Here is a 21594-nt window from a genome sequence, read left to right on the forward strand (position 1 = left end):
CCTCGACCCCGTCAGAAGTTCTTGGGAAGGCCGAGACCGCGCCGGGCGATGATGTTCTTCTGCACCTCGGAGGTGCCGCCGCCGATCGTGTCGAGCACGGTGTAGCGGTAGGTCGAGTCGGCGCGACCGGTCATCGGCGCGTCCTCCGTGCCCACCCGCAGCTGGGTGCCCGGCGAGGCGATGTCCATCGACGCGTTCGCGAGCCGCTTGGACAGCTCGGTGGCGTAGAGCTTGTAGCCCGACGCCTCGACCGTGGGCGGTTTTCCGCCACCTGCCGCGGCGGCCACCACGCGCAGCCCGAGCAGGCGCGCCACGGCGGCCTCGGTGACGAGCGTGGCCAACTGCTTGCGCACGATCGGGTCCTCGCGCAGCGGTTCGTCGTCGCGCGTGGCCTCCTTGACGTACTCGGTCAGTACGTTCAGCCGCTGCTGGATCGGGGCGAACGAGAACATCGTGAAGCGTTCGAGGTCGAGCGCCTGGGAGATGTACTGGAAGCCCTTGTTCAGCTCGCCGACCACGTACTCGTCGGAGACCCAGACGTCGTCGAAGAAGACATCGTTGGTGCGCTCGTCGCCCATCGTCCAGATCGCCCGGACGGTGATGCCCGGGTGGTCCATCGGCACCAGGAACAGCGTGATGCCGTGGTGCTTGGGCGCGTCGGGGTCGGTGCGCGCGCCGACCCAGTACCACTCGGCGAAGTGCGCGGAAGTGGTCCAGGTCTTCTGGCCGTTGAGGCGCCAGCCCGCGCCGTCGCGGACCGCGCGCAGCTTCATCGAGGCGGCGTCGGAGCCGGCCTCGGGCTCGCTGTAGCCGACCGCGAACTCGACCTCGTTGTTCAGGATCTTGGGCAGGAACTCGGCCTTGAGCTTGTCGCTGCCGTGCGCGAGCAGGGTCTTGCCGATGATGCCGACGCCCTTGCCGATCTGCGGTCCACCGCGCCCGGCGAGGGCTTCGTTGAGCAGGTATTCGTAGACCCCGTCGCCGTCCTGGCCGCCCCACTCCTCGGGCCAGGTGATGCCGAGCCAGCCTTGGTCGGCCATCTTGCGCATGTAGGCGCGGCGTGCGGGGGTGTCGACGACCTGGGCCATGTTCTCCCGGGTGACATCGAACACTTCGGGGTCGGGATTGGCGTCGAGAAACCGCTCGACCGTCTCGCTGAACGCGGTCTGGTCGGGGGAGAAGTCGAAGTCCACGGGTCGCCTTTCGGGGCGCGCCCATGCCGGCAGCCTCACCTGTGTACGTGCAGGTGAGGCAGCCGGCACAGAACCTGACGGATAGTCAGATCAAGGTAACACCGGCCTGGGTTCATTTCGAGTGGCGGTCGGCAAATGATGTGTGGGCCCCGTCTCGTCGGGTTCGGGGCGGCCTGCGGTTCGGCGCCCGCGTACGCGCCGGGGCGTGCGGGGGCGCCGGGGCGGGCATGATCACGCCAGGGCCGACGAACCGGTTCTGGACAAGTCCGGAAAAGTTACGGCGCGTCCGCGATCGACCACCTATCGTGGGTGGACATGAGCGGAAATGCTTGCCCGCAATGCGGTCGGGAGCACCCGTGGTGCGAGGCCGAGTGGTCGGCGTTCGAACCCGACGACGCGACCGGCCCCGACCCGGACGAGACCGACGCCGACGGGCCGCCCTACCGGGTCGCCGAACTCCTGCCCGACATCCTCGATTTCCTCGCCCGCGGCAGCCGCGGGCCCGACTGGGCGGGCGCGCGCCGACGCCCGGTCGGGTCGCTGCGCGGGTTGATACCCCGTCCCAGGACCGGGTGTTGACGCAGCGTCAGCGGTACGCCGCCGGGCACCGTGGCTGCGGTGCCGGAACTGACGCTGCGTCAAGAAGTGGCGGCGCGCGGTGATCCCGCCCGCCGTGGCGACGACCTATGCCCGCTGTGAGCTGACCGAGACCACCTCGCCGGTCATGTACGACGAGTAGTCGGAGGCGAGGAAGACCATCACGTTCGCCACCTCCCACGGCTCGGCGGCGCGGCCGAACGCCTCGCGCGAGGACAGCTCGTCGAGCAGTTCCTCCGACGACGCCTTCGCCAGGAACGCGTGCATCGCGATGCTCGGCGCGACCGCGTTGACCCGTACCCCGAACTCCGCCGCCTCCACCGCCGAGCAGCGGGTCAGCGCCATCACGCCGGCCTTGGCCGCCGCATAGTGCGCCTGGCCCTTCTGCGCCCGCCAACCCAGCACCGAGGCGTTGTTGACGATCACGCCCTTCCCGCGCGGCCGCATGTGCCGCAGCGCCGCCCGGGTGCAGCGGAACGTGCCGTTGAGGGTCACGTTCATCACCAGGTCCCACTGCGCGTCGGTCATGTCGACGACGTTGGCCTCGCCGCCGAGCCCGGCGTTGTTGATCAGCACGTCGATGCCGCCGAGTTCGCGCGCGGCCGTGTCGATCAGGTTCCGCACGTCGTCCTCGACGGTGACGTCGCACGGCACGGCCAACGGCCGCGACCCGATCAGCTTGGCGAGTTCGTCGGCGGCCTCGCCCAGGCGGCGCTCGTGCTTGTCGCTGATCGCGATCACGGCGCCCTCCTCGGCGGCGCGCTTGGCGGCGGCGAAGCCGATCCCGGTGCCGGCCGCGGCGGTGATCAGGACCGTCTTGCCGGTCAGCAGGCCGTGGCCCTCGACGTAGGTGGGGGCGGCGGTGGGGCTCACTTGGCGTCTCCTCGCGGTTCACGGGGCATGCCGAGGACGCGCTCGGCGATGATGTTGCGCTGCACCTCGTTCGACCCGCCGTAGATGGTGTCGGACTTGGTGAACAGGAACAGGCGCTGCGCCTCGGACAGTTCGTACGGTGCCGCGGCGGCCAGAGTGGACTCGACGCCGGCCACGTCCATCGCCAGCGTGCCGAGGCGTTGGTGCCATCCCGCCCACACCAGCTTGGCCACCGAGGCGGCGCCGGGATCGGGCGAGCCGAGCGTGCGCAGCGCGTTGCAGCGCAGCACCTTCAGGTCGATCCAGCTCTGCAGCAGCCGGTCGCGCAGGATTGGGTCCGCGATGGCGCCGTTGGACTTCGCCTCGGCGACCACCTTGTCCAACTCGATCTCGAAGCCGATCTGCTGGGCCAGCGTGGACACCCCGCGCTCGAACGCGAGCAGGCCCATCGCCACGCTCCAGCCCGCGCCCACCTCGCCCACCACGTGCTCGGCGCGCGCGTGGGCCTTGTCGAAGAACACCTCGTTGAACTCGCTGGTGCCGGTGAGCTGCACGATCGGGCGGATCTCGATGCCCGGCTGGTCCATCGGCGCGAGCAGGAAGGTGATGCCCCTGTGCCGCTGTGAGCCGGGATCGGTGCGGGCGAGCACGAAGCACCAGTTCGCCTCGTGGGCGAGCGAGGTCCACACCTTCTGGCCGGTGATCAGCCAGTCGCCCGACTCGGGGTCGATCGCGGCGGAGGTGCGCAGGTTGGACAGGTCGGAGCCGGCGCCCGGCTCGGAGTAGCCCTGGCACCACAGCTCCTCGCCGCGGGCGATGGCGGGCAGGAAGCGGGCCTTCTGCTCGTCGGTGCCGAACGCGAGTACGGTCGGGCCGAGCAGGTTCTCGCCCATGTGGTTGACCCGGCCGGGCGCCTGGGCGCGGGCGTACTCCTCGCCGAAGATCACCTGCTGCATCAGCGACGCCTCGCGGCCCCCGTACTCCCGGGGCCAGGCCAGGCCGATCCAGCCGCCCTCGCCCAGGCGCAGTTCCCACGCCCGGCGGATCTCGAAGTGCTCGTGTTCGCTGCCGGGACCGCCGGTACCGACCGCCGCGGCGAACTCCCCGGAAAGGTTCTCCCGGAGCCACGCGCGGACCTCGGCCCGGAACTCCTCGTCTTCGGCGCTGTACCGGAAATCCACAGCCAGTCCAATCTCGTCGCCGCGTCGTCGTCGGAACGGGACGACGGCCGCGCGCGCGGGGTCGGGGGACCGGGTCGGTGCGCACCGACCCCGCGCGCGTCGCCTGTCGGGGTCGCGTCAGTTGCCGGCGGCGGCCGCGGCTTCGGCGGCCTTCTTCTTCGCCGCGGCGGCCGCGTACTCCTTGAGCTGGGCGAGCACCGGCATCGGATCCTGGCCGATCTGGGTCGGCAGCTTCTCGGCGATCTCCTCGGCCGTCCAGCGGTCGGCCGCGTACATCGTCTTGATCTCGTGCGGCTGGTCCCACAGCGCGATCTTGGGTCCGGCGGTCGTGTACACCTGGCCGGTGATGTTCTTGGCGTGGTCGGAGAGCAGGAAGACCACCAGCTCCGCGACGTCCTCGGGGTCGCCGATCTCCTTGAGCGTCTGCGGGACACCCTCGGACATCCGGGTGCGGGCCACCGGCGCGACGCAGTTCGCGTTGACGCCGTACTTGTTCAGGCCCAGCGCGGCGGAGCGCACGAAGGAGACGATGCCGCCCTTGGCCGCGGCGTAGTTCGCCTGGGCGACCGAGCCGAGCGCGTACACCCCGGAGGTGAAGCCGACGATCGAGCCGAAGCCCTGGGTCTTCATCACCTTGGAGGCGGCCTGGACGACGGTGAAGGTGCCCTTGAGGTGGGTGGCGATGACGCTGTCCCACTCGTCCTCGGTCATGTTGAAGAGCATGCGCTCGCGCAGGTTGCCCGCGACGGTGACGACGCCGTCGATGCGGCCCCACTTCTCGACGCCGGCCTGCACGATGCGCGCGCCGCCCTCCATCGTGGCCACGGAGTCGGCGACCGCGACGGCCTCGCCGCCCAGCGCCTCGATCTCCTTCACCACGGCGTCGGCGACCTCGCTGGTCGGCGCGCTGCCGTCCATGGCGACGCCGTAGTCGTTCACGACGACCTTGGCGCCGTGCGCGGCGGCGGCGAGCGCCACGGCCCGGCCGATGCCCCGGCCGGCGCCGGTGACCGCGATTACCTTGCCCGTGAGGAAGTCACCCATGTGTTGTCCGCTCCTTGTCGGTGGCCTCGCCAGTAGGCCCCGGGAATCGAGGGCCGAGGCCCAGGTCGGGTCGGTCGTGGCGCGTCCGGTTCGGTCGGTGCGGCCGGGGCCGCCGGTCCCGCCGGGCGCGGGCGTACAACAGCCTCGCGGCCTTGCGTACGCAAGGTGCGCGGCCTGTGAGAACGCCCTCTCGACATTATCTGACGATCCGTTAGTTTTCCTGGGTAGAGTGCCGCAGCACACAGCACGGCGCACGCTTCCCGGATTCGTTCGAGAATGTGCCCGTCGGTATTCGTGCCCGTCGGCACGTGTCACCACCGCCTGGAGGAGGCCCCCATGTCGCTGCCCCCCGAGTTCCACGAACTGGCCGCACGCGTGAACAACTGGGGCCGCTGGGGCCGGGAGGACGAGATCGGGACGATCAACCTGATCACGGACGACGTGGTCCGGGCGGCGGCCGGCTGTGTCCGCACCGGCAAGCGCTTCTCGCTGGCCGTCGAGCTGCGCGAGGACGGCATCCAGAACGGGATGATCCCGGGCCGGGACAACCCCAAGCGCACCACGTTCCTGGTCAACCACGAGGTCTTCGGCCCCGGGACGGTGGCCACCAGCGACGACGCGGTGACGATGGGCATCCAGGCGGGCACGCACTGGGACGGGCTGACCCACGCGACGTACGACGACCGGCTGTACAACGGCCACTCGGCGAAGGAGATGGTCACCGCCGAGGAGGGCGCGCGCAGGCTGGGCATCCACAACGTGAAGACCCTGGTCTCGCGCGGGGTGCTGTTGGACGTGGCGCGGGCCAAGGGTGTGGACATGCTGGCGCCGGAGTACGCGGTGACGCCGGCGGACCTGGAGGCGGCCGAGGAGTTCGGCGGCGTGAAGGTGCGCGCGGGCGACATCGTGCTGGTGCGCACCGGGCAGATCCGGCAGTACTTCGCGGGCGAGAAGGACATGTACTTCTACGGCCCCGGCCTGTCGGTGCGCACGCCCGAGTGGTTCCACGCGCGCGATGTGGCGGCGGTGGCGAACGACACCGTGACGTTCGAGGTGTTCCCGCCGGAGATCGAGGACTGCTTCATGGCGGTGCACGCGCTGCACCTGGTGGAGATGGGCATGCTCCAGGGCCAGAACTGGAACCTGGAGGAGCTGTCCGAGGACTGCGCGGCGGATGGCGTGTACGAGTTCTTCCTGGAGGCGTCGCCGGAGCCCTTCGTGGGGGGCGTGGGGACGCCGGTGAACCCGGTGGCGATCAAGTAGCGGACCGGCCACGTCCCGAACACACGTAGATCGCACGGCGCGCGGGCCCCGGACAGGATCGGCCTGTCCCGGGGCCCGCGTGCGTTCCGGGCACCGCGACGAGGCCCGGAACGGCGGCGGTCCCACTTCGTCGAGGAAACCCGGGGCACGACCCGGGCGCCTCGTCGTCCCCTCGCGAACGACCGCCACACTCAGGGTGATCAGTGTCGGACGGCCCGTCAACACCCTCGGGGCGCCGATTTCACGCGACAGATCACGATTCGTCCGCGCCGCGATGCGCGCGACACAGCTGTCACTTTGGCAACTCCCACACCGCCGTGCCCTCGCGGCGCCGTGTCACCGGTGCGGTGCGGCGCCACAAAGCTCTCGGTAGTCGGCAACTGCTGGACACGCGTTACCCGGCGCCGCTCGCCGGCAAGCTTTTTGGTCGCGGCGGTCGTCTCGGCTCAACGCCGCGCTGGCAAAGGCCACTTCGCGGATACGATCAGCGCTGGGGCGTGAGCCCCGGGCTGCGAGGCGGAGTTGGCACGTGCGGTCGGTGGGGCGAGCGTTGATCCGCACACGGGGGTTGATCGCGGCACCACGACGGGAGAGTCCGCATGGACCACGCGCGATGGCAGCTTGCTCGGGAGCGGCGCCGCGCGACCGGCGATGCCGAGCCGCCCGAGGTCGCGGCTGTGCGGATGGGGATCCGGATCGCCTTCGACTTCGGGCAGGCGGTCTACGAGCGGCGGACGGCGTTGGGCGTTTCGCAAGGGGAGTTGGCCCGCCGAGCGGGAGCTGACGCGGAGGCAGATCATGCGGCTCGAACCGGGCGGCACGGTGCCCACGCCGGGCTTGGCTGCTCGATTGGCGGCGGCGCTCGACGCGTCGGTGCGCGTCACCCTGGACGGGGACGCGTTGGGGGTCGTGCTCACGCCGCACGCCGGCTGAGGTACTAGGGGACGGGGGCGGTTGTGGTCGATGGGCTGGTTGCCGGTGTGCTGCGGAATCCTGCGGTGCCCCGTGAGGTGGTGCTGCGGGCGGTGGCTGCGTACGAGTGGCCGGGAGCTTCAGCGGCGTTGGCCGAGGTCGAGCACTTGCCGCAGGACGTGATCGAGGTGATGGTCGGGCATTCCGATCGCCGGGTGCGGGTGGCGTTGGGGAGCAATCCGCATGTGGATCCCGTGCAGCGGGCGCGTCTGCTCACCGACCCGGATTGGCGCGTGGTGGCGCGGACGCTGAGGGGTGGTCGGCATCCCGATGGGGATCCTCGTCCGCTGCCGGACGAGGGGTATGCGCGGTTTCTCACGTGGGTGATGTCGTCGCGGAGTGATGCCGGTGATCGCATGTTGACCCAGGACGAGATGCTTCAGGAGTTCCTGGCCGCTCGTGACACGCCGTCCCACATCTTTCGATCGTTCGTGAGGCGGCCGGAGCCGGAACTGCGGTCGATGGCGTGCGGGTGGTGGGAAGTGCTGCCGCCTGACGAGCGGCGGGCGCTGATCCACGATCCTGTGCGGGAGGTGCGTGAGCGGGCCGCGAGGGTGGAGGCCGACGTGCGCCGCCGCCTCACCGGCATCGACTGGGCACCGGTCAACCGCGGCAGCGAGTCGGCGATTTCGTGCCGGCTGCTCGCGCGTGTTGATGCCGAGCGGATCGTGTGGGGTGATGCGCCGGCGCACTATCGGTACTACGCCGCCGGGAATCCACATCTGCCGGTCGATCTGGTGGCGGTGCTGGGGCGTGATCCCGATCCGGCCGTGCGATACCGGGTGTCGATGAGACCGGAGTTGACGGAGGGTCAGCGGGCGGGGATCGATTATCGGGTGCCGGAGTTGGAGGATCTGGACGACGCGATGCGCTACGACGCGTGTCCGGCGGCCGGCACGCCCGAAACGTGGGCGCGGTCGGCGCATCCGGGGGTGCGGCGGATCGCGGCGTGTTCGGGCGGGCTTTCGGGGGAGGCGCGGGACCGCCTGGTGCGCGACCCCGACCTCGGGGTGCGGGTGCTGACCTGTCGTCACCAGGCGGGGGTTACGCCGGAGTTGCTGTTGCGGGCGTATCGGGACTATCGGGGGCGGGATCGGGGGCGGCTGACCTGGCGGCCGGGGTTCCCGACGCGTGGCCTTGCCCGGTTCGCCGACGATCCGGATCCCGGGATGCGGGAGTTGGTGCTTCGGGATCCGGATGCGCCGATCGAGGTGGTCGTCCGGTTGCTCGCCGATCCGGAGCGGTGTGTGCGGACGGCCCTCGCACGGCACCCGGCGTTGGCGGGTGAGCGGTTGCTCGCGTTGTTGGACGATCCGGAGCTCGGGCCCTGCGCGGCGGCCAATCCCGCGCTTCCGGTCGCGGTGATGCATCGGATTCTCGATGCCGCCGGCGTGCCGCGCGTGCCGTGAAGTCGCCGCCGCGGCACCGGCGGTGAACCGCGCGTAGAGGTGACACGTGTGTGATTACGGGCTGATCAGAGGCGGTGTCGGGGTGATACGAGAGGACTGTCACAACCGGCTGACTGCTCATCAGTTCCGGGCTAGAGTGCGCGCGGGTACGCGTGCGCGCTCGGAATTCGGTTCCGGAGACGGTCGGGTCGGTCAGCCGTCGAGCGCCCCGGCTCGTCAGCCCATTTCCGATGGAGGAGGAACCGGTGAAGGGCGTTCTTTTCGACGGCAAGGAAGCCTCGATCGTCGACGACCTGGAGGTGCGCGCACCCGGGGCCGACGAGGTCTTGGTCAAGATCGGCGCGGCCGGTCTGTGCCACAGCGACATCTCGGTGATCAACGGCACCATCCCCTTCCCGCCCCCGGTCGTGCTCGGGCACGAGGGCGCGGGAGTCGTGGAGGCCGTGGGCGAGTTGGTGTCCCACGTCAAGCCCGGCGACCACGTCGCGCTGTCCACGCTGGCCTCGTGCGGCGCCTGCCGCGAGTGCGACCGGGGCCGGCCGACGATGTGTGCCAAGAGCTTCGGCCGGCTCAACCAGCCGTTCACGCGTGGCGGCGAGCCGGTCCACAACTTCGCGGGCCTGTCGGTGTTCGCCGAGCAGATCGTGGTCAAGGGCGTCCAGGCGGTGAAGATCCCCAAGGACATCCCGTTGGCCTCCGCCGCGCTGATCGGCTGCGGGGTGCTGACGGGTGTGGGGGCGGTGCTCAACCGGGCGAAGGTACAGCCCGGCGACACGGTCGCGGTGATCGGCACCGGCGGCATCGGGCTGAACGTGATCCAGGGCGCGAAGCTCGCGGGCGCGGTCCGGATCGTGGCCGTCGACGCGAACCCGGCGAAGGAGGCGGTGGCGCGCGAGTTCGGCGCGACCGACTTCGTCGACGCGCGTGCGGTGGAGGACTCGGTCAAGGCGGTACAGGGACTCGTCCCGGGCGGCGTGGACCACGCGTTCGAATGCGTCGGGCACGTCGCGGTGATCCGCAACGCGATCGACATGCTCGGCCGGGCCGGCCAGGCGATCATCCTCGGCGTCGCGCCGTCGGACGCCGAGGCGTCGTTCCACGTGTCCTCGATGTTCCTGGACAAGTCGATCATGGGCTGCCGCTACGGCTCCTCGCGCCCGCAGTACGACATCGCCCGCTACGCCGACCTGTACCGGACCGGCGCCCTCAAGCTCGACGAACTGGTCACCCAGACCTACGCGTTGGACGACTTCCACCAGGCGGTGGAGGACGCCGAGGCGGGCAAGGTCGCCCGGGGCGTCTTCGTCTTCTGACGTCGGTCTCCGCGGCCGGCGTCCCGGTGGGTTCGGCCGGCGATCACTCCGGCGTCGAAGCGCGCCCCTCCTGGTCGAGGGGCGCGCTTCTTCCTTTTTGATCATGGCCGATTCCGGAGTTTTTCATTGCCCTCTACAACGGACGGGATATAGTTTCTGCCACGCTGCGAACCGGGGGGATTGCGATGGCGGAAAAGTTCTCTGTCGACTTTGCGTGGCTGGATGCACTGATATCCGGATTCGACGGCTCGGTCCAAGCGACGAAATGGGCGCTCGACGCGCTCCACGAGACCGGCCCGATTCGCACCGGGCACAAAGATCTCGACACCGCCTGTGATCATTTCAAGGACAAGTGGTCGAGGCGGGTCAAGGATTTCCAGGACCGGATCGGAGAATTCCGCGCCGCCGTCGATCTGTCCAAGCAGGCCTACGCCGTGACCGATGAGCAGACGGCCACCTCCATGAGCACGCTGCGATCCGCGTTGGCTCCGAACGGCTCGTCCGCACCCACCGGGGCCACGACCGCGCCTTCGCCGAGCCGGATCGGGGAGGCGTTCGCGTGAGCTCGGCCGAGAAGGAGTTCCCGGGGCTGCGCTTCGATCCGGCACCCGGGTTGTTGCCGGCGCTCGCGCTGCTGGCCGAGAAGGTGCGGCAGGCCTCGGGGCAGGTGGGCAATGTACGCACCGAGATGGAGAAGACGCTGCGCGATCCCGGGGCCTGGAGCGGGCTGGCCGGCGGCAGTTGCCACGATGCCGTGCAGCACATCTATCCCGAGGTGTGGATCATGCACGACGCCCTGTCCGGCGTCGAACGCACCATCGGCGAATGGTCGTTCCTGCTCGCCGAGTATCAGCGCTCGCGTACGGAACTGGAGGCCCAGGCGGTGGCGGCCCGGGCCCGGGTGAAGCAGATGGAGGGGAATCCGGACGTCGATCTGCGGCTTTTCGAGGTGATGACCACGTCCGGGAAGGAGCAGGAGGCCCTGCTCGCGCGGCACGCGGAGGCAAAGAAGGCGCTGGCGCAGGCCGAGGACGACCTGGACGCGATTCTCGATTCCGCAAAGGATCTGAAACGGCAGCACGACGAATCGGCCCGGAGTATCGCCAAGCGCATTCGGGAGATCGCGGACCACCCGCCGGACCGCAACACGACGAGCTTCGGGGGCTCCAACCTCATCCCGCCCTACTTCACGAAGCCGCCGGTCGCTCGGGAGGACACCGGCCCCAAGCGCGAATTCGACGTCACCGACCCCACGGCCAAGGACCGCGCGACCGAACTGAAGGCCATGGCCATGGTCGTGGCGCAGGACGGGTACTTCGGCAACGAGCGTGCGGCCTCCTACATGAAGTACTGGCTCGAAGGCAACGGACGGGACCTCCAGTTCGACGCGCAGGAGTTTGTGAAGGCGGATCCCGGGTTTCAGCAGATCCTCAACGACACCATACGGGCGAAAGGGCCGAGTGGTAATTTCGATACCGGATGGCAGGGCGGCAGCGTCGCCCGGGACATGCAGAACGGACCGGTCACGCCCGAGTTGCAGGATTTCTATTACACGATGAACGGCTATCAGTATCGGATCGTCGGGACCGACTTCAAGATGGTCAACGGCCATCCGGAGGGCACGATCCGAGTCGACATCTACAAGCGCTACAACTGGGGCAACCCCGAGGGGGGCGTACCCCGAAGCGACATCAAGGGCGTGCCGCAGAACGACCTGGCCCGACTCAACGAGACGGGCTTGGCCCACGACTTCGACATCGTGGGCAGCACGACGATGTACGTCGCCCCGGGATTGGCCGGATGACGTCGGCGGGCGCGGCGAGGAGGGGCGCCCGGCGCGCCCTGTTCCTGGCGGGGGCTTTCTGTGCGGGCATGCTGATTCTCGGCCTGCTGGGCTATGGGGTGCTGCGCCTGTTCCTGTGGCATCCGTGGTCGGACGACGATCGCGACTCGCGTGCCGACCCGGGGAGCGGCGATGTTTCGCTGAGCAAGTCCCTGCGGTTGACCGGCCTTACGCTGCCGCCAGGGGCCACGAATGTGCGTTATTACGTGAAGGCAAACATGCGGGGGACACTCGTACAGCTCACGTACCGGGTCCCCTGCGGCAGGGTCCCGGGGGTATTGGCGGAGGCGAAATTGACCACCCCCGTCGCGATGGACGCCATCGGCGCGCAGAACGTCCGCCATTTCGCCGAACGCCACGGCTGGCGCCCCGACACGGGCACCACCACGGCGCTCACCGACACGAAGACGTGGCCCACGACGGCCCTGGTGAACACGCCGCCGGGGGCGGTGGACTGCTCCTTGTATCTGGATGCTTTCAATTGACGACCGTCGGCGCCATGACCGCCGCTACGGCGGTCGGACCGGGAGCGACAGGCTGGTGTGCCGGGGGAGTTGGGGTGTCGGGGGGATTGCGTGGGCTGATTTTTCGGACCTTGGGTCCGTGCGGGCGGTCGGGTGCGAGACTCCGTGGGGACGCGACGACCTAGGGGGTTCAAGGCATGGTGACGGATGCCTTTGGCGAATCGGGCCCGGCCGAAGCCGGACGTGGGCAGCGAGTGCTCGACCTTTTGGACAAGGCCATACAGGCCCAGAGCCCACTGGTTCGCAAGAACATAGCCCGGGCTCGTCAGCGGAACCCGGAGGCGACACCGGCACAGATGATCCGCAGCCTGGAGCGGATGTATGTCAGTGCGCTGACGGGCACGGGTGCGGCAGTCGGGGGAGCCGCGGCCGCGCCCGGCGTCGGCACGGGAGTCGCCCTGGCACTGTCGGCGGGTGAGACGCTTTCGTCTTTGGAATTGAGTGTCCTTTTCGCTCTCTCGATCGCCGAAGTCCACGAAGTTCCCATCGACGAGATCGAGCGCCGCCGAACGATCGTGATGGGCATCATGCTCGGTGGGACCGGCTCCGCCACCATTGCCAAGGTCGCGGAACGTACGGGCCAACACTGGGGGCGTCAGGTTGTCGCCAAGGTGCCGGTCGAGACTTTGAGGCAGATCAACAGGATCCTGGGGCGGAACTTCGTCACGAAGTACGGGACCAAGCAGGGAATCATCGTTCTCGGTCGAGTGGCGCCGTTCGGTATCGGCGCTGTGATCGGTGGTGGTGCCAATGCCGCCATGGCCGCCCTGAATGTGCGGGCGGCTCGCCGCGCATTCGGTCCACCCCCGACGTCGTAGCGCTCGCGCACGCGCGGCACGGCCGGCGGCGGGTGCCGGTGTGGTGATGGGTGGGTCGAGGCGGTGGCCTCGAGCACCAGCCGGGCCCCGGGGCGGGTGGCGAAGTCGCGAACCCGCTCCGGAGGTGGGCCGTGATCGATGGCCGTCCCTGTCCCGGGAGGGCTTCGCCGGGTCAGGGCGTGCGGTTGCGGATGCCTCATGCCGTGGGTCCTTGACTTCAAGTTGACTTGAAGTCCTACGGTCGCCGCATGACCTGCACGGTGTGCGGGCATCGCGCCGAAGTACACAGGAGGACGTTCCATGACCACTCAGCAGATGTCCGATGCCGAACTCGCCGGACAGCCCGCGGGGTACTGGACCGGGCTCGCCTACGAGGCGGTCATCGGGTACATCCGGGCTCGGCAGGCCGAGAAGGGCTACACCCAGCCGCAGTTCTGGCTGCTGCGCAATCTGTCGGTGAACGACATCTCGCCCGACGGCGCGGGGATGACCGTGCCGGAACTGCGGGTGGCGATGGCCTCGTATCTTCGCCCCGAGGACGACCTGGCGGCGGAGTCTGCGGTGCTCGTGGAGCGCGGCTGGTTGACCCGCGATGACGAGGGCCGCCTGCACCTCACGGAGGCGGGCGAACAGGCCCGTGTCGACATCGCCCGCAACGCCCCCGCGATCCGTGCGGCCCTCCACGAGGGCATCGACGACGCGGACTACGTCACGACGCTCAAGGTCCTCCAACGCCTGATCCACAACGCGGGCGGCCCGGTCGCCTGACGCGCACGGGCCTGGGCCGGATGCCGTACCCGCAGTACACAATGCTCGGCATGGCGCGTTTCGAGAATCAGGATCTGACCGACGCCGAGTTTCGCGACTGCGACCTGACCCGCGCCCGACTGATCGGCGTGGTGGCGCGGGACGTCGTGATCGACGGGCTGGTCGGCAACTTGGTGGTCAACGGCGTGGAGGTGACGTCCTACGTCGAGGCGGAGCTGGACCGGCGGTATCCGGTTCGGTTGCTGATGCGCTCGGATGACCCGGCCGATCTGCGGATAGCTCTTTCTCAGCTACGGGATGACTGGGCGAGGACGGTCGAGCGGCTCCGTGCGATGGCCGCGGGCTCCGAGCACCGGCGGGTCGCCGGCGAGTGGTCGGCGGTGGAGACCCTGCGCCACCTGGTTTTCGTGCACGACTCGTGGTTTCGCCGCTGCTGCCTGGGATCGACTCAGCCCTTCTCTGCGATCGGGTTGGCGTCCGACTTCGTGCCCGATCAGGAGGAACAGGGCCTCGACCGAGCGGCGAACCCGGGTCTCGACGAGGTACTGGCCGTGCGCGGCGAACAGTTCGCCGAGCTGGAGCGTTGGCTGGTGAACGTGACGGTCGACGAGCTGTCCGCGATCGCTCCCGTTCCTGCGGGATCGGGCTGGCCGCCGTACGCCGTGGGCAAGTCGGTGGTGGAGTGTCTGCGGGTGGTGCTGAACGAGGACTGGGCACACCACGGGTTCTGCGTCCGTGACCTCGACATGCAGGAACGCTGAGCTGGATCCTTGAGCTGTGCGACGTGCTGTTGTGCGCGGACGGGCCGGTGCGGACGCCGGCTGCCGAAGACGCCCGTCGCTCCGCGTGACAGCCGACGATGTGGAACTAGCCGAGAGCTGTCCCGTTTCGCCAAGTGAGGCCGCGCTGCGGGGCGTTACGGTCCTCGGATGGAGTTCTTGGGCCCGCCTCGGGCAACTCGTTTTCGGGGTTCGGCAGGAGTGGGTTCCGGCAACAGGCCGTGTCGCGCTCGAACTGGACTTCTCCTCGGACGGCGTCCGCTGCGAGACAGCCCGGCGGGCCCCTTGGCGCCGATGCCGTGATCTGCCGTGGCCGGTGTGATCACGGCGTCGGAGCTTTCCTGATCCTTCAGGCCGCACACGGACGGCTGTCAGAGCAGGTGGTCGGCTTTCCCGGCTTTGATGTCGCGGATGAGGGTGCGGAGGGCGTCGACGGTGTCGGTGAGGTAGGCGTCCTCGTGCCCGGCGACGGCGATGTAGGCGTTGCCGTCGCCGTCGGTGCCGAGGCGGAAGCAGTTGTTGCCGGTGGCGCAGAAGGGGTCTTCCCAGGTGACGTCGGGCATTGATGCTCTCCCTTACTGGAGCAGGTGGTCGGCTTCGCCGGCTTTGATGTTGCGGATGAGGGTGCGGAGGGCGTCTATGGAGTCTGTGAGGTAGGCGTTCTCGTGCCCGGCGATGGCGATGTAGGCATTGCCTTCGTTGTCGGTGCCGAGGCGGAAGCATGAGTTGCCCTCGGCGCAGAAGGGGTCTTCCCAGGTGATGTCAGGCATTGATGATCTCCTCACAATTGGCGCGCGATCTTGTGGATGAAATCGCGGGACTGCTCGGGGGGCAGGGCCAGATGCTCCGACCAGTCCAGCTGCGCTCGATACTTGGCCAGTTGGTTCTCGGCCCACATGAACGTCGGTCCGTGTGAGCTGTCGATCTGGACGGTGTCGAGCAGCGGAACCGGCCCTTCGGCGTAGAGGACGCTTTGGCCGGCGCCAGGAAACGCGCCCGCCTCGAACGGGATGACACGCAGGGTGACGTTGGGCCTCTCGGCAACGTCGATGAGATGTGCCAACTGCGCACGCACGACGTTGTCGCCGCCGAATCGCATCCGAAGCGCCGCTTCATGGACCACCGCACGAAACGTGGGTGGATCTTGTCGGTCCAGAACCTGTTGCCGTTCGGCGCGATGGGCGAGACGGAGCCCGACTTCGTGATCGGGAAGCAAGGGAACTGCGACTCGGAAGACGGAGAGGGCGTGGTCGGACGTCTGGAGGAGCCCGGGAATGTGCACGGTGTTCGCGACACGCATCCCGATTGCGGAAGCCTCCAACTCGGCGATGTCCAGCAAACCCTGGGGCAGCTTGCCCCGGTAGTGATCCCACCAGCCCTTGGCATCGGACTCCGCCATCGCGACAAGCGCTTCGAGGTAACGCTCGTCGGTGCAGCCGCAGTTGCAGGCCAAGGTTCGCAGCCGCTCGGCGCTGATCGAACGTGAGCCCGACTCCATGTTGGAAATCTTCCCCCGATCAACGCCCAGCAGCCCTGCCGCGTACTCGGCGGACATGTCTGCCGAGGTTCGCATCCGCCGCAGTTCGCCACCCAAGCGTTTCTGCCGCTCGGTGAGCACTGTCCTGGAGGCCATGCCGCTCCTTCTCTCTGCCGTCTGGAGCAGTCTGCCCTGCCCACGGGTGCGGACGTAGCCAAGATTGGTTCATTAGTCTCGTCTGGGTGGCAAATTTGCCCCGCCGTGTTCTACGCTCGGTACTGTTGAACCTACGCAAAGCGATGCCGGAAGTGCACCGCGTGAGCATGCTCGCCTGTTCCGGGGTGGGTATGTCGCGCTCGGGAGGTAGGCCACCGGTGTTGTCGGCGGCGCGTGTTCGGCGCGCTCCGTGCCCATCACGACTGTTTTGTCGAGGAGTTGGCCATGTCCGAAACGCTCTGTTCCGACGACCGATGTACGCCTCCGATTCCCGTTGTTCCGTCGCACTGGAGCCTTCCCGCCGAGCCTGCCTCGGTGCGGTGTGCTCGGCGGGCTGTCGTCGGGGCGCTTCCGCCTGGCTGTTCTGCCGAGATGGTGGATGAACTGGTGCTGTTGGCCTCCGAATTGGTGACCAACGCGGTGCGCTACGGGGCGCGGCGGCCGGTCGAGATGGTGCTCTGGTTCGTGGACGGGTACTTCTGGCTCGCCGTTTCCGATCACGGGTCCGGGCGGCCCCGGATCGGGTCGCCGGGGCGGCGGGACTGTGGTGGGCGCGGGTTGTTGCTCGTCGATCGGGTCGCCGATGTGTGGGCCGTGGTGGCGCGGCCCGGGTGCGGCAAGTCGGTCGTGGTGGGGATGCGGCGGCGGTGACCGGCGGTGCGCCGGCCCGACGGGTTGGGTGGGGAAACAGCCGGATCAGAGGATGGTGATCGAGGGCCTTCGAGTGTGATTGCTATTGGCAAAGGCGGGCCGAAGTGGGCTACTTCGGTGGTGGTCCGGTCGAAGTTCGGGTCGTCGGAGGCAAGTTCGATCGAATCTGTGGGCTCTGGGAATGCATGGGTTATCCGCGTAACCCGCCAGTCCCGCTTTCAGTTGATCGGATAGGTTCCGCGCGTCCCGGCGGCGCCTCTAAACTCGCTCCGCTGCGGCCCCAGGTCCCACGGACCGCGGTTTGGTACCCGATCGGCGCCTCGGGCCACGCGCGGGGTGTCCGCTGGAGAGGAGCCCTACCGCCCCATGCCGACTCCGCACAAAGATCCGCAAGATCGTCCCCCAGAGCAGGAATCCGAGCCGACGGTGGAATCCGTCTCCGTCCCGGCTCCGCGCGCGCCGTACGTCGACGACCGCACCGGCTACCTGGAAATGGAACAGGATCCGAGATTCGGCGCGCTGAAACGGCGTCAACGGTCCTTCATCTTCCCGGTCACCGTCGCATTCCTCGGGTGGTTCCTGCTCTACGTGGTCATGTCCGCCTACGCGCGCGACTTCATGGCCAAGGAACTGATGAACCACATCAACGTCGCCCTGGTGTTCGGCCTGCTCCAGTTCGTGTCGACGTTCCTGATCGCCTGGGCCTATTCGCGATTCGCGCGGACCCGACTCGACCCCGTCGCCACCGAACTGCGAGAGGAACTCGAAGCGTGAACCTTTCTCTCGAACTCGCCGCGAAGTCCAGCAACCGAGGTTGGACGTTCGCGATGTTCGCCATACTGGTCGTGGTGACTCTCGGCATCACCTTCTGGGCCAGTCGCAAGAACCGCACGGCGGCCGACTTCTACGCCGGCGGTCGCTCGTTCACCTCGCTCCAGAACGGCCTGGCCATCGGCGGCGACTACATGTCGGCCGCGTCCTTCCTCGGCATCGCGGGCATCCTGGCGCTGTCCGGCTACGACGGGTTCCTGTACTCGATCGGCTTCCTGGTCGCCTGGCTGGTGGCGCTGCTCCTGGTCGCCGAACCGATGCGCAACTCCGGCCGGTTCACCATGGCCGACGTGCTGGCGAACCGGATGCGCGAGCGTCCCGTGCGGATGGCCGCGAGCGTGTCCACGATCGTGGTGTCGATCTTCTACCTGATCGCGCAGATGGTCGGCGCGGCCTCGGTCGTCTCGCTCCTGCTCGACGTCAAGAGCGACGCCGCGCAGATCTCGGTCATCGCCGCGGTCGGCGCGCTGATGATCGTGTACGTCACCGTCGGCGGCATGAAGGGCACCTCCTGGGTGCAGATCGTCAAGGCCGGCCTGCTGATGGTGGGCGCGTTCGTGATGTGCGTGTGGGTGCTGGCCAAGTTCGACTTCAACGTGGCGGACCTGCTCGGCACGGCGGCGAGCAAGTCCGGGTCGGGTGAGTCGTTCCTGCAGCCGGGGCTCAAGTACGGCGCCACCGACGGCTGGTCGAAGATCGACCTGATCTCGCTCGGTCTGGCCCTGGTGCTCGGTACGGCGGGCCTGCCGCACATCCTGGTCCGCTTCTACACCGTGCCCAACGCCCGCGTCGCGCGCCGCTCGGTGACCTGGGCGATCGGCATCATCGGGGTGTTCTACCTGATGACCCTGATCCTGGGCTTCGGCGCCGCCGCGCTGATCGGCAGCAAGGAGATCAAGAAGGCCGACCCGAGCGGCAACACCGCCGCGACCCGGCTCGCCGAACACCTCGGCGGCGGCGCGGGCACCACCGGCGGCGCGCTGATGCTGGCCTTCATCGCCGCGGTGGCCTTCGCGACCATCCTGGCCGTGGTGGCCGGGCTCACCCTCGCGTCGTCCTCGTCGTTCGCGCACGACCTGTACGCGAACGTCTTCCGCAAGGGCCGCACCACCGACAAGGACGAGGTCAAGGTCGCGCGGATCTCGGCGCTGGTGATCGGTACGGCCGCGATCGTACTGTCGGTGTTCGCCCGCGAGTTGAACGTGGCGTTCCTGGTCGCGCTGGCGTTCGCGATCGCCGCCTCGGCGAACCTGCCGGCGATCCTGTTCTCGCTGTTCTGGAAGAACTTCAACACGCGCGGCGCGGTGTTCGGCATCTACGGCGGCCTGGTCACCTCGGTGCTCGTGGTGCTGTTGTCCCCGATCTGCTGGGGCGGGGCCACCGATACGAAGCCCGCGATCAAGCAGTTGACGGCCAAGCAGGCGTCCGATTGCGACGTCTCGAAGGACCGCAAGGATGTGGGCAACGCCACGGCGCTGTTCAGCTGTACGACGCCGGCGCCCATCCCGCTGGAGAACCCGGGCATCATCTCGATCCCGGTCGGCTTCGCGTGCGCCGCGATCGGCGCGATGTCGGGCCGCCGGCGGCGTACCGACGACGACGACCGCAAGTTCGCCGAACTCGAGGTCAGGGCCCTGACCGGAGCCGGCGCGCACTGAGCGCGCACCGCCACGGTCTCGGACTCCGGTCCCGGCGGCTCGCGCCCGGGTCCGGGATCGTGGCTATGCGTTGCGGCTGGGGTGGCCGAAGCGGCCCTTGTAGAACAGCAGCGGCGCGCACTCCACGCGGGGCGCGTCGAGGGCCTGGACCCGGCCGATCACGATCTCGTGGTCGCCGCCGTCCACGACGCTCTCCAGCGTGCAGTCGACCCAGGCCAGTACATCGTCCAGCCTCGGCGATCCGGTCGGCGTCGGGGCGTGGGAGACGCCGGCGAACTTGTCGGCGCCGCTGACCGCGAAGGCGCGGCACAGGGCTTCCTGGTCCTCGGCGAGGACGTTGACGCAGAAGCGGCCGCCCGGGCGGATGCGCGGCCAGGTGGTGGAGGTCTTGGCGACGAAGAAGGTGACCAACGGCGGGTCGAGCGAGAGCGAGGCGAAGGACTGACACGCGAAGCCCACCGGGGTGTCGCCGTCGAGCGCGGTGATCACCGTCACGCCGCTGGCGAAGTGGCCGAGGACGTGTCGGAACGTGGCGGCCTCGACGATGCCGTCGCCCTCGGGCAGGGCGATCGCGGCGGGATCCGCCGGCTTCGTGCTCGCTGCGTCGATCTTGCCCATGATGGACTTCCTCGCAGGTGTCTAGGGGCGTCGGGTCTGTGACGCTACGTCACCCGATTTCCTTGCGTCAATCAAAGGAGAGGGGGTCCTTCGTCACATCTGACGACTCGTCAGTTGCCTTGTGGCGCAAGGCACATCCGCCCGTCGGCGGGCCGTGGTGGGGGTCCTCGGCCGGCCGTCGGCGTGCGATTACCAGCCGTAGTACTCCGGCTTGCGGCGCTCCATCAGCGACGCGACTCCCTCGTTGGCGTCGCGGGAGGTCATGTTCGCCTCGACGATGCGGGCCTCCTCGTCGAAGGCCGTCGTGCGGTCGCTTTCGAGGGAGCGGTTCACCAGGTGCTTGGTGAACGCGTACGCCCGGGTGGGGCCCGTGGCCAGGCGCTCGGCCCACTCGCGGGCGGTGGCGTCGAGTTCGTCGGCGGGGACGACCTTGTTCACGACGCCGATTCGGAGCGCCTCGGCGGCGGGGAGGTCGTCGCCGAAGAACATGAGTTCCTTGGCCTTCTGCGGGCCGACGAGGCGGGGGAGGAGGTAGGCGCTGCCGCCGTCCGGGACCAGGCCGCGGCGGGTGAAGATCTGGATGAAGCGGGCCGAGTCGGCGGCGATCACGAGGTCGCAGGCGAGGGCGAGGCTCATGCCGTAGCCGGCGGTGGTGCCGTTGACTGCTGCGAGCACGGGCTTTTCGCAGTCCAGGATCGCGGTGGTCAGGCGTTGGACGCCGGTCTTCATCATGCGGGTGGCGTAGCCGGTGGGGCGGGCGGGGGGTTGGGGGGTGTCGTCGGCCGCGTTCGTGTCCGCGTCTTTGGTGGCGGCCAGGAGGGACTTGGTGCCGGGGCTGCTGCGGAGGTCCATGCCGGTACAGAAGTGCTTTTGGCCTGCGGCCGTGAGGATGACGGCTCGGATCTGTTCGGTTGCGGAGGCCTCTGCCAGGAGCTCGATCAGGAGTTCGCGTTGGGACCAGGTGAGGGAGTTGCTGGCCGCGGGGCGGTTGAGGGTGAGGGTCAGGACGCCGGCGTGCACGCTGTGCAGCAGGTCTTGGTCGGGGGTGGTCATCGTGGCTCCTGTGTGTGGTTGGTCGTCCTCAAGCGCCGGACGGGCTGGTGTTGGGTTGGCCTCAAGCGCCGGCCGGGCTGGGAGGGTTTGTGTCCGACGTTGGGCGGTGCTCTGGTTGGGTTGGCCTCAAACGCCGGCCGGGCTGAGTGGCCTCAAGCGCCGGCCGGGCTGGAAGGTTTGTGTCTGACGTCGGGTGTTGGTCTGGTTGGGTTGGCCTCAAGCGCCGGCCGGGCTGGGAGGGATTGTGTCCGACGTCGGGTGTTGGTCTGGCTGGGTTGGCCTCAAGCGCCGGCCGGGCTGGAAGGTTTGCGTCTGACGTCGGGTGTTGGTCTGGTTGCGGTGGCCTCAAGCGCCGGCCGGGCTGAGTGGCCTCAAGCGCCGGCCGGGCTGGAGGGTTCTGGTCTGGCGTCGGGTGGCGGTTTGGTTGCGGTGGCTTCAAGCGCCGGCCGGGCTGGGTGGGTTGTGTGGCGTCGAGTGTTGGTTTGGGTGGTGGTCTCAAGTGCCGGCTGGGGT

The 21594-nt window shown here is 68.7% G+C and carries 23 protein-coding genes; 14 read left to right on the top strand and 9 right to left on the bottom strand.

The genetic code is table 11. The annotated features are described in order from the left end of the window. Positions 1 to 11 precede the first annotated feature (11 nt). Complete coding sequence (locus tag B4N89_RS16865) at positions 12 to 1193, bottom strand: acyl-CoA dehydrogenase family protein (protein ID WP_078976652.1); 1182 nt, start codon at positions 1191 to 1193, stop codon at positions 12 to 14. A gap of 315 nt (positions 1194 to 1508) precedes the next feature. Here B4N89_RS16865 and B4N89_RS16870 point away from each other — a divergent pair, with 315 nt between their 5' ends. After that, on the top strand, positions 1509 to 1772 hold the full coding sequence (locus B4N89_RS16870) for a hypothetical protein (RefSeq protein WP_078976653.1): 264 nt from the start codon (positions 1509 to 1511) through the stop codon (positions 1770 to 1772). A 105-nt stretch (positions 1773 to 1877) separates the two neighbouring features. Here the strand turns inward: B4N89_RS16870 and B4N89_RS16875 are convergent, their stop codons facing one another. The 3 genes from B4N89_RS16875 to B4N89_RS16885 form a co-directional block, all read right to left on the bottom strand. Further along, on the bottom strand, positions 1878 to 2663 hold the full coding sequence (locus B4N89_RS16875; protein ID WP_078976654.1) for an SDR family oxidoreductase: 786 nt from the start codon (positions 2661 to 2663) through the stop codon (positions 1878 to 1880). Next, positions 2660 to 3844, bottom strand: coding sequence for an acyl-CoA dehydrogenase family protein (locus B4N89_RS16880; protein WP_078976655.1), 1185 nt, complete (start codon positions 3842 to 3844; stop codon positions 2660 to 2662). Before B4N89_RS16880 ends, B4N89_RS16875 begins: the two co-directional genes overlap by 4 nt. Before the next feature lie 117 nt (positions 3845 to 3961). Beyond that, complete coding sequence (locus B4N89_RS16885; RefSeq protein WP_078976656.1) at positions 3962 to 4888, bottom strand: SDR family oxidoreductase; 927 nt, start codon at positions 4886 to 4888, stop codon at positions 3962 to 3964. 336 nt (positions 4889 to 5224) lie between these two features. On the opposite strand from B4N89_RS16885, the gene B4N89_RS16890 reads away from it, so the two are divergent. The 10 genes from B4N89_RS16890 to B4N89_RS16935 all read left to right on the top strand — a co-directional run bounded on the left by B4N89_RS16890 (position 5225) and on the right by B4N89_RS16935 (position 14559). Continuing rightward, positions 5225 to 6151, top strand: a complete 927-nt coding sequence (locus B4N89_RS16890) for a cyclase family protein (RefSeq protein ID WP_078979409.1) — start codon at positions 5225 to 5227, stop codon at positions 6149 to 6151. Positions 6152 to 6949: 798 nt separating this feature from the next. Beyond that, positions 6950 to 7084: a hypothetical protein gene (locus B4N89_RS52625; protein ID WP_268812513.1), complete on the top strand. Its 135-nt coding sequence runs from the start codon at positions 6950 to 6952 to the stop codon at positions 7082 to 7084. Between the two features lie 65 nt (positions 7085 to 7149). After that, the gene (locus B4N89_RS16900; protein WP_143657990.1) at positions 7150 to 8532 is read left to right on the top strand and encodes a hypothetical protein; all 1383 of its coding nucleotides are present in this window, start codon (positions 7150 to 7152) and stop codon (positions 8530 to 8532) included. A gap of 245 nt (positions 8533 to 8777) precedes the next feature. After that, complete coding sequence (locus B4N89_RS16905; RefSeq protein WP_078979410.1) at positions 8778 to 9845, top strand: Zn-dependent alcohol dehydrogenase; 1068 nt, start codon at positions 8778 to 8780, stop codon at positions 9843 to 9845. 185 nt (positions 9846 to 10030) lie between these two features. After that, on the top strand, positions 10031 to 10408 hold the full coding sequence (locus tag B4N89_RS16910) for a hypothetical protein (RefSeq protein WP_078976658.1): 378 nt from the start codon (positions 10031 to 10033) through the stop codon (positions 10406 to 10408). After that, entirely contained in the window at positions 10405 to 11649 is a 1245-nt protein-coding gene (locus B4N89_RS16915; RefSeq protein WP_078976659.1) for a hypothetical protein, read from the top strand. The genes B4N89_RS16910 and B4N89_RS16915 overlap by 4 nt, the downstream gene beginning before the upstream one ends. Positions 11650 to 11717: 68 nt before the next feature. After that, on the top strand, positions 11718 to 12173 hold the full coding sequence (locus B4N89_RS16920) for a hypothetical protein (RefSeq protein ID WP_143657991.1): 456 nt from the start codon (positions 11718 to 11720) through the stop codon (positions 12171 to 12173). A 176-nt stretch (positions 12174 to 12349) separates the two neighbouring features. After that, on the top strand, positions 12350 to 13030 hold the full coding sequence (locus tag B4N89_RS16925; protein WP_078976661.1) for a hypothetical protein: 681 nt from the start codon (positions 12350 to 12352) through the stop codon (positions 13028 to 13030). A gap of 300 nt (positions 13031 to 13330) precedes the next feature. Next, on the top strand, positions 13331 to 13798 hold the full coding sequence (locus tag B4N89_RS16930) for a MarR family winged helix-turn-helix transcriptional regulator (protein WP_078976662.1): 468 nt from the start codon (positions 13331 to 13333) through the stop codon (positions 13796 to 13798). 50 nt (positions 13799 to 13848) lie between these two features. After that, complete coding sequence (locus tag B4N89_RS16935; protein WP_235618654.1) at positions 13849 to 14559, top strand: DinB family protein; 711 nt, start codon at positions 13849 to 13851, stop codon at positions 14557 to 14559. A gap of 389 nt (positions 14560 to 14948) precedes the next feature. On the opposite strand, the gene B4N89_RS16940 is transcribed toward B4N89_RS16935, so the two are convergent. The 3 genes from B4N89_RS16940 to B4N89_RS16950 are packed head-to-tail and all read right to left on the bottom strand — an operon-like array spanning position 14949 to position 16210. Beyond that, positions 14949 to 15140 carry a hypothetical protein gene (locus tag B4N89_RS16940; protein ID WP_078976663.1) on the bottom strand — a complete coding sequence of 64 codons (192 nt, stop codon included), beginning with the start codon at positions 15138 to 15140 and terminating at the stop codon, positions 14949 to 14951. 12 nt (positions 15141 to 15152) lie between these two features. Beyond that, entirely contained in the window at positions 15153 to 15347 is a 195-nt protein-coding gene (locus tag B4N89_RS16945; RefSeq protein ID WP_078976664.1) for a hypothetical protein, read from the bottom strand. A gap of 11 nt (positions 15348 to 15358) precedes the next feature. Then, positions 15359 to 16210 (bottom strand): helix-turn-helix domain-containing protein, encoded by an 852-nt coding sequence (locus B4N89_RS16950; RefSeq protein ID WP_078976665.1) that lies wholly within the window; start codon positions 16208 to 16210, stop codon positions 15359 to 15361. A gap of 285 nt (positions 16211 to 16495) precedes the next feature. On the opposite strand from B4N89_RS16950, the gene B4N89_RS16955 reads away from it, so the two are divergent. From B4N89_RS16955 to B4N89_RS16965, 3 genes are all read left to right on the top strand, one after another. Then, a complete protein-coding gene (locus B4N89_RS16955) occupies positions 16496 to 16921 on the top strand; it encodes an ATP-binding protein (protein ID WP_078979412.1) in 426 nt (141 codons plus the stop codon). A gap of 426 nt (positions 16922 to 17347) precedes the next feature. Then, complete coding sequence (locus tag B4N89_RS16960; protein ID WP_201260854.1) at positions 17348 to 17695, top strand: DUF485 domain-containing protein; 348 nt, start codon at positions 17348 to 17350, stop codon at positions 17693 to 17695. Between the two features lie 53 nt (positions 17696 to 17748). Continuing rightward, positions 17749 to 19410 (top strand): solute symporter family protein, encoded by a 1662-nt coding sequence (locus tag B4N89_RS16965; protein WP_235618932.1) that lies wholly within the window; start codon positions 17749 to 17751, stop codon positions 19408 to 19410. A gap of 63 nt (positions 19411 to 19473) precedes the next feature. Here the strand turns inward: B4N89_RS16965 and B4N89_RS16970 are convergent, their stop codons facing one another. Both B4N89_RS16970 and B4N89_RS16975 read right to left on the bottom strand, forming a co-directional pair. Next, a complete protein-coding gene (locus B4N89_RS16970; RefSeq protein ID WP_078976667.1) occupies positions 19474 to 20028 on the bottom strand; it encodes a flavin reductase family protein in 555 nt (184 codons plus the stop codon). A 189-nt stretch (positions 20029 to 20217) separates the two neighbouring features. Continuing rightward, positions 20218 to 21081: an enoyl-CoA hydratase/isomerase family protein gene (locus tag B4N89_RS16975; RefSeq protein ID WP_078976668.1), complete on the bottom strand. Its 864-nt coding sequence runs from the start codon at positions 21079 to 21081 to the stop codon at positions 20218 to 20220. Between the last annotated feature and the right edge of the window lie 513 nt (positions 21082 to 21594).

It is taken from the genome of Embleya scabrispora, from assembly GCF_002024165.1.
GTDB lineage: Bacteria > Actinomycetota > Actinomycetes > Streptomycetales > Streptomycetaceae > Embleya > Embleya scabrispora_A.